Source organism: Salinimonas iocasae, from assembly GCF_006228385.1.
GTDB classification, from domain to species: Bacteria; Pseudomonadota; Gammaproteobacteria; order Enterobacterales; family Alteromonadaceae; genus Alteromonas; species Alteromonas iocasae.
The window spans coordinates 3,155,658-3,170,113 of sequence record NZ_CP039852.1 but is presented as its reverse complement, the minus strand read 5'-3'; the positions used below and the strand labels follow the sequence as shown (position 1 = coordinate 3,170,113).

Below are 14,456 nucleotides of genomic sequence, written 5' to 3'. Positions count from 1 at the left end.
AATGGTGTAAAGCCGGCGAAAAAATTATGTCTGCCTGACCAGTCGATCAGAAAGTGGCCGTAACACTGGCCCAGACATTTCTGGTTTTATCTTTCACATTGTAATCGTCAGTGAATGCTACCTCGCTGACCACGCCGCGTCCGGTGAGGTATTCGAACTCGCCGTCGCCATTCAGATCGTTATACTCAACGGAATAGGTAGTAAAGTCCTTATCCAGCAGGTTATTCACCCGCAGATTTAACGTCACGTTGTCATTCAGCGTCCAGCGAGCGCCCAGATTAAGCAGGGCGTAGTTTTCAAAGTAAAGCTCTCGTTCAAAAACAGCGTCGTAACCGCGGTATCTGTCAGAGCGCCACTCGCCCTGCAAGTACACATTAAGGTCACCGGTTACCTGCCACTCAAGATTAGCGTTGGCCATATGCTCTGCGGTATTGGTCAGCGGCAGGCCCGCCTGACTACCACTTTTTTGTTCACTGTCGGTCCATGTATAGTTCGCATAAACTGACCAGTCAGGCAAAAAGGCGTAGCGTCCGGCAAGCTCTACCCCTTGTAAATCAACTTCATCAATGTTTATTTTCTGACTGTAGGTATCATAACCAAGCTGGTCATATTCACCCAGGTTTACGCAGGGGCGAACGTTACCGGTCACCTCACAGCTAAGCACCGTGTCGCCGCGGGCAATTTTGTCATCAAATCGAGTGTTGAAATAGGTGATATTGAAATTGTGCTCGCCGGTACTCCAGTACAGGGCAACTTCCGAGTTTACGCTGGTTTCCGGTTCAAGCTCCGGGTTTCCGGCAAACGGACTGGTTCCCTGACCACCAAAACCGGTAACCCCGTCATACAGGTCGGTAGTTTGGGGCGTTTTATAACCGGTACTGACCCCGCCTTTCAGCGTCCAGAAGTCGTTGAGATTATAAACGGCATACAGACGTGGAGAGGTCTGGCTGCCAAATACATCATGGTCGTCGTAACGAACCCCGGCTGTTACTGTCAGGGCGTCGGTCATCATCCAGTTATCCTCAGCAAAAACAGAATACATCTTTTGCTCCTGGATCGCGCCAGCGTTGCCTGACTCAAGGCCGAATACACCGTCCTGCAGTTCACCGTCAATTATCTGCCCGCCCAGAACCAAGTTGTGGTCGCCTGCAAGGTCCTTAAGCGGAATATCCGCCCGGATATCAAACGTGTACTGACTGCTGTCCAGAGGACGGTCAGGGCGGGGTAGGAAGGTCTCTTCTGCCAGGTCGCGGCGGGCTTCTTCAGATAAGCCTTCATACTGACCACTTCCGTCATACATTTGTTGCAACAGCAGGCGCTCGGCAACGCTTAATGGCAGTGTACGGCCATTGTTTTGCGTATCAACGTAGGAAAGGGCGGCCATTAACGAGCCGAATCCGTATTCGCCATCGTATGCCAAGGACCACCACTGACGGTCGAACTCCTGCTCTGCCGCATAACCGGCACGGGGGTTAACCTGACCGCGTCGCTCCTGCCAAAGACTCTCTATACTGTCCCGGGTACCCAGCGGGTAAATAATTTCGTCGGCTTCCAGGTTGTACTCTGGTGTATTGTCGTACTCCTGATGAGAATTATCATAATTAAGCGTCAGCTCATGTCCCTTAGCGGGAGTATAGTTAACAGTGAAGCCGTAATGCTCGTTGGTGTTGTCGACGGTACGACCGCCACTGCCAAAACCCAGCGAACGGACGTGCACGGTACCGTTGGGGTCGACAGCCGGTGAAAGTTGTGGCGTAGAGGCCTGCTGTTCGTACAGGCTACCTCTGAAGCCCAGACTCAGCGTATCAGCGATCACCGGTCCGTTTACTGAAAAGTCAGTGGTAATATCATCGCCGAAATCATTATCAGACTGAAAGCTGCGCCCGAAAGTAATTGCGCCGTTCCACTCGTCGGTATGCTTTTTAGTAATTACATTAATAACGCCACCCAGTGCATCCGCGCCATAGAGGGTAGACGCCGGCCCGCGAATGACTTCAACACGCTCTATGGTTTCTACCGGAGGAATATGATTAAACGCATTGCCACCAAAGTTGTTCGGGTAAATATCACCGTGGTTGTTTTGTCGTCGGCCGTCAATAAGCACCAGGGTATACTCGCCGGTGAGTCCCCGCATACTGATGCTACCCTGACCGGTTTTATCCCGGGTTGAGCCAACATCGATACCTTCCTGGTATTTCACTGCATCAAGCAGAGAGGTGAATGCACGGGTTTTAATATCCTCCGCCGTGATAACTGAAATACTTGCCGGTGCCTGCGAAAGCTTTTGTTCAAAGCCAGTGGCAGTAACAACAACACGTTCAATTTCGCTGTCATCGGGAACGGCAACAGCGTAGGCATTGAAAGAAAGCGCAGCCTGAATAGCAAATGCAACGCCGGTAACGGCATGGTGTGTTCTCATAATTTTTCTAGGTCCTTGTGTGTTCACATTCCGAGTGTGATGAAGTGGGCCTAGTTTATTGAGATCTGACTCTATGTCAATGCAAATGAGTATAATTCTCATTTAGGTTTAGATGCGCTTAATCGTGTTATTACAAAGCCTTAAAAACATTTTCAGATCACAGGGTAAGCGGGGGATAACAGAAAGGTGTAAACTGGAGAAAGAAAAACAAAAAAAGCGGCTCAAGGCCGCTTTTTTCTGTAAAGGTTTTTTATACCTTAAACTGTCGTATCGAGTGTTGTAATTCCTCTGCCAGACGAGCAACCTCAAGACTTGATTCGGAGGTTTGTTGTGCGCCCACCGTTGTCTCTTCAGCAATGCCGACAATTGTTTCCAGCTTTTCGCTGATTTCCTGAGATACAATATTCTGCTCTCGTGCAGATTGTTCAATCTGAGAGCTGACATCATGAGCCTGGCGTACTGCCGTGGAAATGATATCCAGCGCACGGGTTGCAGAGTCAGTTTGTTCAACACAAACTGCCGTCTGGTCTTTACCCTGATTCATCACATCTACCGCGCGCTCAGCGCCGGCCTGCAATACTTCAATCATGGCATTGATTTCCTGCGTAGACTCTTGCGTTCGACTTGCCAGCGTTCTTACCTCGTCAGCTACTACCGCGAAACCTCGACCCTGTTCACCCGCACGCGCTGCTTCAATTGCCGCGTTAAGCGCAAGCAGGTTGGTCTGATCAGCCACTCCGCGAATAACATCCAGAATGCCCCCGATGCTCGCGCTGTCCTGATGCAGTTTATTGATAACCGTTGCTGCTTCCTGAACATCTTTCGCCAATACTTCAATGGTGCGTTTATTTTCTAAAGAAATCTGACGAACTTTTTCTGCCTCACTATCGGCGTGACGAATCTGACTAAGGGTATCCTCAGCATTTTGCACAACCAGTTGAGAGGTAGAATGCATTTCTGTCGTCGCAGTAGCCACCTGTGATATCTGCGACTTCTGGTCCTGTATTGAATGCGTGGTCTGGGACGTCACCGTAGAGGTTTGCTCCGATGCAGCAGCTAACTGTTCTGCACGATCATTGATGCCATTAATCAACGATTTAAGATTAGCGATAAGCAAATTACAGTTGCGCGCAAGCTGACCGAACTCATCTTTAGCTGAGTCATCAAGTTTATGTGTCAGGTCGCCGGACGAAGCTACCTGAAGCAGCTCATTAACCCGGTTCAGCGGACGGGTAATCGCACGTACGGTGAAGTAGCCGATAATAGCCGCTGCAATTAACGAAGCAACGACAACAATAATCACAATCAGATTGCCGTTAGACACCTTATCAGTGACCTGCTCATCAATTTCAGCCGCACGCTGATTTGTCAGCGTAAGCAGTTTCTCAAGCTCGGCCATAGCCGCCTGAATATTCTTATCTGATGCGTTAAGCGCCTGTTCTGCAGCATTGCGGTACGACAAACGATCCTGATGAAGCTGTACCACGCCATCATTGCCGGAGATTGCATCCAATGCCTCGCTAACCATTTCACTAATTTCTTCAAGACTACCTGACGCATCCTGACCATTCGCGGCATCCAGCATCGCGGAAAGCTTTTCGGAAACATTATCAACCACCAGGGAAACTTCGTTGCTCAGTGTTTCTGAGCGAATAATCGTCTGGGTTTTTACATATTCGTTAGAAACCGTCAGCATAGAAAGCAGGGCGCTTTCCAGTTCACCACCAATTCTGGCAGCCTCCTGCAGTGAAGGGTTAGACTCAACCTCTGGCAGGTATGAAAAATCCAACAGATAGGTTGATGCATCATCAGCATTATCTTCAGCAACCCCTAACTGATCTTCGATATTGTTGCGCATACTCATATACTGACGATGCATTTTATACATCTTCTCAGCATTAGCGATGTAGTTGCTGTAACTGTCGTGGACCTTATCCAAAGAAGACTTCAGCGCGGGATCATCACTGACTATGCTGTTGAGCTGTGAGTACGTTTTATCAAAGGTCGCCTTACTTTTATTGAAGCTTTCCTGTTTTTCATTCAGGCCTGATAGTTCTTCTTCAATATATGATTCAAACGTTAAACGGCCCATATTCAGGAATGTGGCTTTAAGCGTGTTGCTGCCTGAAATCGTAGGAATGGCAGTATTATTCACCTCGTCTGTGGCCGCACCGATGGAGTTGAGGTTATACAATGAGGAAATACTGATTAAGATCAGTAAAAGACTGATGGTAAGAAAACCACCAATTATTCGTTTGGCCACCGTAATTTTCATCGGAACTCCTGCTACTACCCAATTGTCATTATAATATAGACGGCTAATGCCAAATCATTACAGATTGCGCTTAAAATTTCACATTAATTGTTTAGTTTTAAGTGGCTGCGCCGCAAAATTGCGCGATTCTTGTATTATATCGACTTAAGCACGGCGATCTTAAGTAAAATAATGATACAAAAGTATCATATAAGAGGAGGCGTATATTCGATAAACCAGACGTTCAGAACAGGCGAGTTGAACTTATTTCGCGGGAAGGTGCGTGATGACGCCGGTTTCGATGCAGTAAGCTGTCATTTCATTGCCCCAGACATAACCTGTATCCAAACCAATGACCTGCTTTTTGTCTGTTACACCGTTTAACGCGGCCCAATGCCCGAATATAACTTTTTCTTTATCTTTTAAGGCTTTATTCTCCAGGTTAAACCACGGTTTGAGATGCTCGGGTGCAGAGCCTGGTTTTCCTTTTTCTTTCAAATCCAGTTTGTAATCGGTTGAAACAAATCGCATGCGGGTGCAGGCATTAATAATAAACCGTAATCGGGCAAAACCGGATAGTTGCTCATTCCATTGCTCTGGGTCATTGTCGTACATATTGTGCAACAGTTCCGGGTAGCGATCTGATGTTAGCCATTCGCTGACTTCATCACTTAATGCAAGTAACTGATCAGTTCCCCATTGTGGAAATAAACCTGCATGAACCAGAGTATGGTGTTCATCAGCTTTCAGAGCGAGTCCGAAGGTGCGTAACCAGCGGCCAATATCCTCCAGCCTTTCACTGCCCAACAGGTTTTGAAGATTATCTTTAGCGTTAGGTGAGCGGATCCCTTCTATCACAGATAGCAGGTGCAAATCATGGTTGCCCAGTACCGAATCAAAACGATTACCCAGGCTCATGAGGTAGTCCACCGTTGCCAGTGAGTCTTCTCCCCGCGCGACCAAATCGCCAACTGCAAGCAGGCGATCGGAGGCGGGATCAAACTGACATTTATCCAGCAGTTTTCTTAAGCCGGTGTAACAGCCCTGGATATCGCCCACGATAATTGTCTGACCTGACGCCATGAAATGCCTTACTAAATTGCAGTAGAATTAATTGATGATATTGGGAACGGCGAGTGTAAAGACGTCGATAGGAACTTTGAACATATCGCCATCTTCCGTTTGCATCTGATAGTAGCCTTCCATGGTACCCACCGGGGTGTCAATGACAGCGCCGCTGGTATACTCAAAATTTCCGCCCGGTGCAATGTTGGGCTGCTTGCCGATAACGCCTTCGCCCTGAACTTCAGATTTTTTGCCCGATCCATCCGTAATCAGCCAGTAACGACTGATTAACTGAACGGGCAGATCAGATTCGTTTGTGATGACGATCTGATAGGCAAAGGCATATTTTTCATCCGTATTGGCGGGATGGTCCGGAAGATGCCGCGTGGTGACATCAACTTTAATTAATGACTCTTTCACTCCTGCGGTACCTCTTGCGCAGAAATATAATTGGCAATGCTGGCGAAATCTTGCAGCGAAAGCGTTTCTGCTCGTGTGCCCGGATTCAGCCCCAGCTCTGACAATGCCTGCTCGCTAATACAGTCTTTAAGGCTGTTGCGAATCGTTTTGCGGCGTTGATTAAATGCCTGCGCGGAAACCCGTTCAAGCGTATTTACTGATGTGACATCTACCGGCGGTGTGCGATGGGGGATCAGCCGTACTACGGCAGAGTCAACCTTTGGTGGTGGCTTGAAGGCGTCCGGCGGCACAGTTAATACCGGCATAACCTGACAGTAATACTGCGCCATTACCGACAGACGACCATAGTTCTTCGATCCCGGGCCCGCAGCCAGACGATTAACCACCTCTTTTTGCAACATAAAGTGCATGTCGCTAATACTGTCGGTGAAGTAAAACAGGTGGAACATCAACGGGGTAGAGATATTATAAGGAAGATTACCAAAAACCCGCAGCCGCTTTTCCTGGTCATCCCGCGCAGCCAGTACTGAGCTGAAATCCAGTGTTAATGCATCCTGTTCGATGATGTTCAGTTTCTCACCATGAAACGGATGATGGCGAAGGCGTTTGGCCAGATCGCGGTCAAGCTCGACAACCGTCAGTGCATTTACGCGTTCGCAGACAGGATCGGTAAGCGCGCCCAGACCCGGCCCGATTTCAACCAGGTTTTCGCCATCCTGGGGGTTGATAGCATTAACAATTTGCTCGATGACATAATCATCGTGCAGAAAATTCTGACCAAACCGCTTTCTCGCAGTATGGCCTAAATGGGTTTTACTCATAGGTGACTGTTCGCAAGTTCTATGGCTTTTTCGAGGGCTTTTCTAAAACTACCTGCATCAGCCTGACCGGTGCCGGCTAAATCCGTTGCTGTGCCGTGGTCGACAGAAGTGCGGATGAAAGGCAGGCCTAATGTGATATTTACCGCAGCCCCGAAGCCTTTGAATTTTAATACTGGTAGTCCCTGATCGTGATACATCGCAAGCACCACGTCGGCATTTTCCAGATATTTTGGTTGGAAGATTGTATCAGCAGGAAGCGGTCCCGTCAGGTTAATTCCTTCCTCACGCAGCGTTTCAAGCGCAGGAATGATGGTCAGAAGCTCTTCTTTACCAATGTGACCGTTCTCTCCGGCATGGGGATTTAAGCCGCACACATAAATATGCGGGCTGGCGATGCCAAACTTCTGTTTTAAATCTGCATCAATGATTCGGATGACCCGGTGCAGACGCTCTTCAGTAATGGCTTTGGCAACATATTCCAAAGGTATATGGGTGGTAGCCAATGCCACGTTCAGTCCTTCAGTTGCCAATAACATAACCACATCTATGGTATTAGACTGATAGGCAAAAAACTCAGTGTGCCCTGAAAATGAGACACCGGCTTCGTTGATGATTCCCTTATGAACCGGCCCGGTCACCACCGCATCAAAGCCTTCTTCCATATTGGCCTGACACGCCTGACGTAACGTTTCTACAACGTACTTTCCATTAGCGCTATCCAGCGTTCCTGGCTGGACTGGCGCGTCTGTGTCGATCTGGCGAATAAATAACTCACCAGGCGTTTGCAGACGGGTTTCGGTATTTTCATACGGGGTCAGCGTGATAGATAAGCCCAGCTGTTCCGCGCGCTGTGCCAGAACCGCCTGATCAGCAAAAACCACCAGTTGTGCATCCCACGCCTGCTGCGCCAGTTGCAGGATAAGATCAGGACCAATCCCGGCGGGTTCGCCGGGGGTGACTGCTATTTTTAACGGTTTCGTAGACACGGTAATTTACAGCACCTCAATATAGGCGGCATCACGCATCTCGCGTAACCAGGTCTCAGATTCTTCTTTAAATTTACGGCTGTATATGAGCTGACGCGCCTTATCTTCTTTACGCTTCTCTGTGGCATCATCAAAACGACGATCCTCAAGTTGGATTAAGTGCCAGCCGTGTGTCGAACGAATCGGCTGACTATATTCACCCGGCTCAAGGTTAGAGAGTGCTTTTTGGAATGCAGGTACATACATGGTTGGATCTGCCCAGCCCAGATTACCGCCTTTAAGCGCAGACCCGGGATCTTCTGAGTGCTCTTTGGCCAGCTCAGCAAAATCAGCGTCTCCGGCAATCACCTGCTCGCGGAATGTTTCAAGACGCTCTTTGGCTTTTTCTTCACTGAGAATAATAGAGGGCTTGATGAGAATGTGACGTGAATTCACCTCTTCCACAGTAACCTTTTCAATACCGCGGGTATCTTTAATTTTCAGAATATGAAAACCAGCACCACTACGAATCGGGCCGATTAAGTCATCTTTACTTTTACCCTGTACCGCTTCAGCAAAAAGCGTTGGCATAGAGTTGATATTCAGCCAACCCATGTCACCGCCTTCAAGAGCGTTTGAACCAGAAGATGAAGTGATAGCGATCTTGGCAAAGTCAGAACCATCGCGCAGCAGCTGCAAAACACGGTCAGCACGGGCTCGCGCATTCTGTACTTCTTCTTCGTCGGGTTCTGATGGCAGACCAATCAGAATATGGCCAAGATTATACTCGGCTTGTTCAGCGCCTTGCTCGTTCATCAGCTCAACCAGTGAGTTGACTTCCTGCGGCGTGATGTAAATACGACGGCGAACATTGGCGCGACGTACTTCACCCACAATCAGTTCTTCGCGAACATTTTCGCGATAATCGTCATAGCTCAGTCCATCCTGTGCAATTGCCTGGCGTAATTGATCTACAGTCAGGTTCTGGTTTTGCGCAATGTTCGTGATGGTCTGCTCCAGCTGCGGATCAGATACCTGGATACCCATTCGCTCTGCACGCTGCATCTGCAGGTTTTTAAGAATAAGGCGTTCGATTGCCTGTGTACGCAGAACACGATCAGAAGGCAGCTCCTGATCTTCTGACTGCGCGCTGCGCTTTACCTCAGCAATCAGTTTTTCAATCTCGCTTTCAAGGATAACGCCCTGATCAACGATTACCGCTACGCGGTCCAGTGAAACTTGCTGTGCCCAGCATGTAACAGTAAGCAAGGCACTTAAACACATAGCCCGGATAATGAACTTCATAATTACTCTTTATTGTCGTTAATGTGGCCGGCAGAGCTTCCGCCGGCAGGGTAAATTAATTCAAATTATAGGGTTGCCGATAACCAAACATACCATCTTCAAGCATGCGGCGGCTGGATTTTCCGGATCCTAACCCTTTGAAGATAAATTGTAAGCCTACGCCGGAATCATATTCATCGGTCGACTGTAGTCCGTCAACGCCAAAACGGTTACTAAGCTGACGCTGCGCCACGATTTGCACAGCCCAACAGCAGGATTCGTATTCAACACCCACGTACGTTTCAATACTACGATGGCGCTCCAAATCCCGGTATGAGCGCCCGACCCAGTGCCAGTTTTTACTGATAGGCCAGCTTACCGACAAGCCGACCTGATCAATAGTTTCACCACTTAGCTCACGCACATAGCGATGGGTCAGCTGAATAAGGCTCTCACTGTCACGACGATATTCCAGCCCAAGGCTGCTTCTTTCCACCTTATCGGTTTGCGTCGTGATTTGTATATCAGAATGGAAATACCAGTGAGAGTCAAATCGCCAATCCAGTTCTGCAGCCAGTGCCGAGCGATCCCGTTCACCGTCCGGAGACATTATACGATTATCTTCAAGATAGAATATCTGACCCAGACTTATCGCAAATTGTTCCCGGTTTTGTTCATCCATAATTCGCGAGGTGGCGCCAAGGGTGATTTGATTATTATCAATAATCCTGTCAAGACCGGTGTACTCGCGACCTCTGAACAACCCTTCGACATCGGTCAGCAATGTTGTTGTATCGTATAATCCGATGTTGCTCTGGTCTTCATAGCTGGTATACAGATACTGCACCTTGGGCTCAAAGGTCATAGTATCTGTTTTATCAAACCAACTGCCGTTTCTTTCAAAGTACAGGGTGCCGTAAAGCCGGCCACGACCCAGTAAGCGGTTTACGTCTTCATCCAGCTCTGTTCCTTCAACATTATTTTGCTGATAGGTCGTATTCATTAGTGTCGCTTCAGCGGTTAACTCCCCCCAGTGGCGCTGATAGGGCAGTGCCAGTGACGGTGCCACATGAAAACGCATGGCAGTGGGTTTGGTTTCATCGGCATTGTCAAAGTAAGCCAGTTCTGAATCAAGTCTGAATTCCAGCAACGAGCCCAGCGGCTGATTCATATTTAGTCGGGCTTCGGGTAGCGCGCGATAATTATCCGGACGATCCCCAATGGTTTCAAAGTCGCGGATATGCAGATCAAGGGTCATATTTTCAGAAAAATAATTGAAGCCCACAGTACGGAACAAATGCGTATCAGCCCGGTTGTAATCATCTGAGCCCAGATCGACAATATAGTTGTCGTCGCTGATACCATTGACATCGACACCTACTGTCCAGTTCTCACCCAGAACCCCATCGTGCTTGATGCGGTAGAAATAGCGGTGATCGTCACTGGTGGTATCTTTGTCCGAAGGCAGGTACTCAACATCCACAACACTGTAGCCCTGCTCACTGAGGTGGCGGAACTCTGTCTTAAGCTGTACCCCACGCTTTGACATTACCCGGGGCGACAGGGTCATGTCATAATCAGGTGCCATATTCCAGTAAAAAGGCTGCTCGTAATCAATACCGGTATTCGATGAACTGCCGATTTCAGGGAAAAGCAGCCCCGTCTGACGCTGATTACTTACAGGAAACGCGAAATACGGCAGGTAGAATACGGGCACATCACCGACATAAAAGCGGGTGTTTTTGGCTTCTCCCCATAATGAGCCACGTGCAATATCTATCTCTGATGCGCGGATAGACCAGTCTTCAGCGCCCGCCGGGCAGGTGGTAAATCTGACATCTTCAAGGGTGAGTCCGTCAGCAGTCGATAAATCTATGGTCTGCGCGGTGCCCCGGCCACTGGAACCATTGAAAAAATACTCCGTATTCTGCATTTGCAGGGTTTCCTGCGCTGAATCCAGAGAAACCTCATCACTGCTGACTTTCAACTGAGCATCCTGGTACAGCACATCGCCTGAGGCATGTAACCGGCGTCCATTATTACGGATTTTTGCTTCATCGGCGCGAATAGTGGCGGCATCAGAGGTTATATCCACATTACCACTGAAATTTGCCTCTTTTTGTGACAGCACTTCTGTACGGTTTGCCTCAACCATCACCTCACCGGGTGCCATCAGTTTGTCCGTTGAAAACTGAACCGGCGACACCGGGCAAAGCAGCGAATTGTCGGCATCATCATTATCGCGGGTATTGTTTGCAGACTGGGCATAAGCTTGCCAGCTTAAAGCACACAATAATAACGAAGCGCAGGTAGTTTTCATGCGATGATGGATAGCCTGTGGTAGTAGATAACTTATATTCTTCGGGGTCAGCTGACTCCGACTGCTTTTTATATTTGCGTCGAGGTGACGCATTTCGCGCCGCAAAGCGAAAATTAACCGCTAATTCTAAGCCCTTCTAATCCAATAACCAACCGATGAGCTAAAAAAATCATGGTTAACGACGATTTTTATGCGCAAACCCGCACATTATGTATTCAGCTTACGGTTAGCCTGCAATATTAGTTGCCTGTCGATACGATATTTTCTATTTTGATTTTTGAGTTATAGTGCCACTGACCACGTATAAGCGAATGAGTTCAGCGGATGTCGGTGATGAGGAGGTTGTAAAGATGCCATTCTGGGGCAAACTACTGGGTCTGATTTTTGGTTTTATGTTCCTGAAAATACCCGGTGCGATTCTTGGCCTCATTGTCGGGCACCTTTTTGATCGCGCATACAGTCAGGACTTTAACAAGCTGGGTGGCTTCGGGCGGTTTTTTACGGACCAGTCGGGACTAAAGCAGCAGGCGATATTTTTTCACAGCTTATTCGCCGCATTAGGTCATCTTGCAAAATCTGATGGTCAGGTCACCCCGCGCGAGATCCAGCTTGCCTCGGCCCTGATGGATGAAATGCAGTTGCAGGGCGATGCCCGGCGCGAGGCGCAACAGGCATTTCGCGAGGGCAAAGCGTCCGACTATCCTATTACCGATACCCTCAAAACACTGTATGACAATTGCCACGGACGTCGTGACATTCTTCAGGTATTTCTCGAGATCCTCATTCAGGCCGCTTTCGCTGACGGTAACGTGACACTAGGCGAGAAACGGGTGCTGGACAAAGTCGCCAAAGCGCTGGGCTTTAAAAAGCACGATCTGGATTATCTGATTGCCGCATACGACGCGCAGCGCCGATTCAGACAGCGGGCCGGGGGGCAAAATCAGCAGGCAAGTTATGATGAAACGCATTCGCTTTCAGATGCCTATCAGATTCTCGGTGTTTCTGAAAAGGACGATGATAAAGCGGTGAAGCGTGCTTATCGAAAACGAATGAGCGAACACCATCCTGATAAACTGGCGGCCAAGGGTCTGCCTGAACAAGCACTGGAAATGGCTAAAAACAAGACGCAGGATATTCAGGCTGCTTACGAAATTATCAAAAACCATCGGGGTATTTAGTTAGTGGCGCAGGCACAGTTAACCGATGACAATCGGGGGTTGATTGATAATTTTATCCAGATGCTCTGGCTGGAAAAGGGGCTCAGTGAACATACCCAGCAAAGCTACCGGACCGATTTGACGAAGCTGGCACTGTTTTGTCAGCAGCAGTCTTTTTGCGACATCAGCCGTTTAAGTACTGAAATGATACAGGACTACCTGTGGCACCGGCACGACAGTGGGCTGTCTACACGCAGCACGCAGCGATGTATGAGTGCGATGCGGGCATTTTTTAATTATTTAATTGCCATTCACACACGCCCTGATAACCCGGTATCGGTACTAAGCAATCCAAAAACACCCCAGCGACTCCCGTCATCACTGAGCGAGGCTCAGGTAGAGGCATTGTTAAATGCGCCGGACATTGAAGACGATGTTGAACATCGCGATCGGTGCATGTTGGAGGTACTTTATGCTACAGGGCTACGGGTCAGCGAGCTGATCGGCCTGACCATGGAGCAGGTCAGTCTCATTCAGGGTGTGGTGCGGGTAACGGGGAAGGGCAATAAAGAGCGTCTTGTTCCGTTAGGTGAAGACGCCATGGACTGGATTGACAGTTATCTCAGGCATGCCAGACCTTCTCTGGTAAAGCAAACCAGTGATATTTTGTTTTTAAGCCGCCGCGGGCAGAAGATGACCCGCCAGACATTCTGGCATCGTATCAAGCACTACGCTGTGCGGGCCGGTATCAGTGAGCATCTGTCCCCGCATACCTTACGTCATGCATTTGCCACCCATTTGCTGAATCATGGCGCAGACCTGAGGGTCGTTCAGATGCTATTGGGGCACAGTGATTTATCCACGACACAAATCTACACCCATGTTGCCACAGAGCGTCTGCAAAACCTGATACAAACGCATCACCCGCGCGGCTGATAACTTGGTGTTAGCTTATCCTGTGGTAGTATGCGTAAAAAATGAAAGTAAAAAGCAGGATTACCGGTCTGTAGACTATGTGACCGAGTAAGGAGAAATTGTGATTAAAAAACTAATTAGCATTCTGGCCCTGACAACGGCCTCAATCGGCATAACCCACGCGCAGGATGATGCGCTCAAGCAAAAGCTGGAAAGTGTTTTGGGTATGAATGTTACCGCGCTTGCTGATTCACCGGTTGAGGGGCTTAAACAGGCTACCACAGACCGCGGACTTTTTTATGTCAGCGATAACGGTCGCTACTTCATGCAGGCCCGTATTTTCGATATGCAAAACGGTATGCAGAATATTACAGAGTCAGCGCTGGCAGATATGCGCTTAAACGGTATTAAAAAGTTTAAAGATGATGCGATTCGTTTTGAGGCAAAAAATGAAAAGCATGAGATTACGGTATTTACAGATACAACCTGTGGTTATTGCCGCAAAATGCATAAAGAAATCGATCAGCTTAATGCGCTGGGGATCACCGTAAACTACCTCGCCTTTCCGCGAAACGGATTAAGTTCTCCGACTTATAAAGAAATGGTTTCTGTATGGTGTGCTGATGATACTAAGACCGCGCTGACCGAAGCCAAACAGGATAAAGATATTGCACCTACGCAGTGTGAAAATACGGTAGCAGAGCAGTACCAGTTTGGTCAGTCGGTGGGGGTTACCGGTACACCGAATATTATCCTTGATGATGGGACGCTGATCCCGGGTTATCAGCCAGCTGGCATGTTGTCGCAGGCGCTGGACGTTGAATAACAGCCTCTTA

Annotated in this window: 11 protein-coding genes; 3 read left to right on the top strand and 8 right to left on the bottom strand. The window is 48.5% G+C overall.

Annotated elements, in window-relative coordinates:
* Nucleotides 1-46 precede the first annotated feature (46 nt).
* The 8 genes from FBQ74_RS14110 to FBQ74_RS14075 form a co-directional block, all read right to left on the bottom strand.
* On the bottom strand, nt 47-2,419 hold the full coding sequence (locus tag FBQ74_RS14110; protein ID WP_139757269.1) for a TonB-dependent receptor domain-containing protein: 2,373 nt from the start codon (nt 2,417-2,419) through the stop codon (nt 47-49).
* Nucleotides 2,420-2,669: 250 nt separating this feature from the next.
* Entirely contained in the window at nt 2,670-4,694 is a 2,025-nt protein-coding gene (locus FBQ74_RS14105; protein WP_139757268.1) for a methyl-accepting chemotaxis protein, read from the bottom strand.
* A 243-nt stretch (nt 4,695-4,937) separates the two neighbouring features.
* Nucleotides 4,938-5,756: a symmetrical bis(5'-nucleosyl)-tetraphosphatase gene (locus FBQ74_RS14100; protein WP_139757267.1), complete on the bottom strand. Its 819-nt coding sequence runs from the start codon at nt 5,754-5,756 to the stop codon at nt 4,938-4,940.
* Between the two features lie 27 nt (nt 5,757-5,783).
* Nucleotides 5,784-6,158, bottom strand: coding sequence for a Co2+/Mg2+ efflux protein ApaG (gene apaG, locus FBQ74_RS14095; protein WP_139757266.1), 375 nt, complete (start codon nt 6,156-6,158; stop codon nt 5,784-5,786).
* The gene (gene rsmA, locus FBQ74_RS14090; protein ID WP_139757265.1) at nt 6,155-6,979 is read right to left on the bottom strand and encodes a 16S rRNA (adenine(1518)-N(6)/adenine(1519)-N(6))-dimethyltransferase RsmA; all 825 of its coding nucleotides are present in this window, start codon (nt 6,977-6,979) and stop codon (nt 6,155-6,157) included. The genes apaG and rsmA overlap by 4 nt, the downstream gene beginning before the upstream one ends.
* Nucleotides 6,976-7,965 carry a 4-hydroxythreonine-4-phosphate dehydrogenase PdxA gene (pdxA, locus tag FBQ74_RS14085; RefSeq protein WP_139757264.1) on the bottom strand — a complete coding sequence of 330 codons (990 nt, stop codon included), beginning with the start codon at nt 7,963-7,965 and terminating at the stop codon, nt 6,976-6,978. Before pdxA ends, rsmA begins: the two co-directional genes overlap by 4 nt.
* A gap of 6 nt (nt 7,966-7,971) precedes the next feature.
* Entirely contained in the window at nt 7,972-9,249 is a 1,278-nt protein-coding gene (gene surA, locus FBQ74_RS14080) for a peptidylprolyl isomerase SurA (protein WP_139757263.1), read from the bottom strand.
* Nucleotides 9,250-9,304: 55 nt separating this feature from the next.
* On the bottom strand, nt 9,305-11,548 hold the full coding sequence (locus FBQ74_RS14075; protein ID WP_139757262.1) for an LPS-assembly protein LptD: 2,244 nt from the start codon (nt 11,546-11,548) through the stop codon (nt 9,305-9,307).
* 350 nt (nt 11,549-11,898) lie between these two features.
* Between FBQ74_RS14075 and djlA the strand changes: the two genes are divergently transcribed.
* From djlA to dsbC, 3 genes are all read left to right on the top strand, one after another.
* Nucleotides 11,899-12,726 carry a co-chaperone DjlA gene (gene djlA / locus FBQ74_RS14070; protein ID WP_139757979.1) on the top strand — a complete coding sequence of 276 codons (828 nt, stop codon included), beginning with the start codon at nt 11,899-11,901 and terminating at the stop codon, nt 12,724-12,726.
* Nucleotides 12,727-12,729: 3 nt separating this feature from the next.
* On the top strand, nt 12,730-13,641 hold the full coding sequence (gene xerD, locus FBQ74_RS14065) for a site-specific tyrosine recombinase XerD (RefSeq protein WP_139757261.1): 912 nt from the start codon (nt 12,730-12,732) through the stop codon (nt 13,639-13,641).
* Between the two features lie 100 nt (nt 13,642-13,741).
* Nucleotides 13,742-14,446 carry a bifunctional protein-disulfide isomerase/oxidoreductase DsbC gene (gene dsbC / locus FBQ74_RS14060; RefSeq protein WP_139757260.1) on the top strand — a complete coding sequence of 235 codons (705 nt, stop codon included), beginning with the start codon at nt 13,742-13,744 and terminating at the stop codon, nt 14,444-14,446.
* Nucleotides 14,447-14,456 lie beyond the last annotated feature (10 nt).

Excerpts from the sequence above, each read along its gene's own strand:
- FBQ74_RS14110 (WP_139757269.1), bottom strand. The coding sequence starts at position 2,419 with ATGAGAACACACCATGCCGTTACCGGCGTTGCATTTGCTATTCAGGCT.
- FBQ74_RS14105 (WP_139757268.1), bottom strand. The coding sequence starts at position 4,694 with ATGAAAATTACGGTGGCCAAACGAATAATTGGTGGTTTTCTTACCATC.
- FBQ74_RS14100 (WP_139757267.1), bottom strand. The coding sequence starts at position 5,756 with ATGGCGTCAGGTCAGACAATTATCGTGGGCGATATCCAGGGCTGTTAC.
- rsmA (WP_139757265.1), bottom strand. The coding sequence starts at position 6,979 with ATGAGTAAAACCCATTTAGGCCATACTGCGAGAAAGCGGTTTGGTCAG.
- surA (WP_139757263.1), bottom strand. The coding sequence starts at position 9,249 with ATGAAGTTCATTATCCGGGCTATGTGTTTAAGTGCCTTGCTTACTGTT.
- FBQ74_RS14075 (WP_139757262.1), bottom strand. The coding sequence starts at position 11,548 with ATGAAAACTACCTGCGCTTCGTTATTATTGTGTGCTTTAAGCTGGCAA.
- djlA (WP_139757979.1), top strand. The coding sequence starts at position 11,899 with ATGCCATTCTGGGGCAAACTACTGGGTCTGATTTTTGGTTTTATGTTC.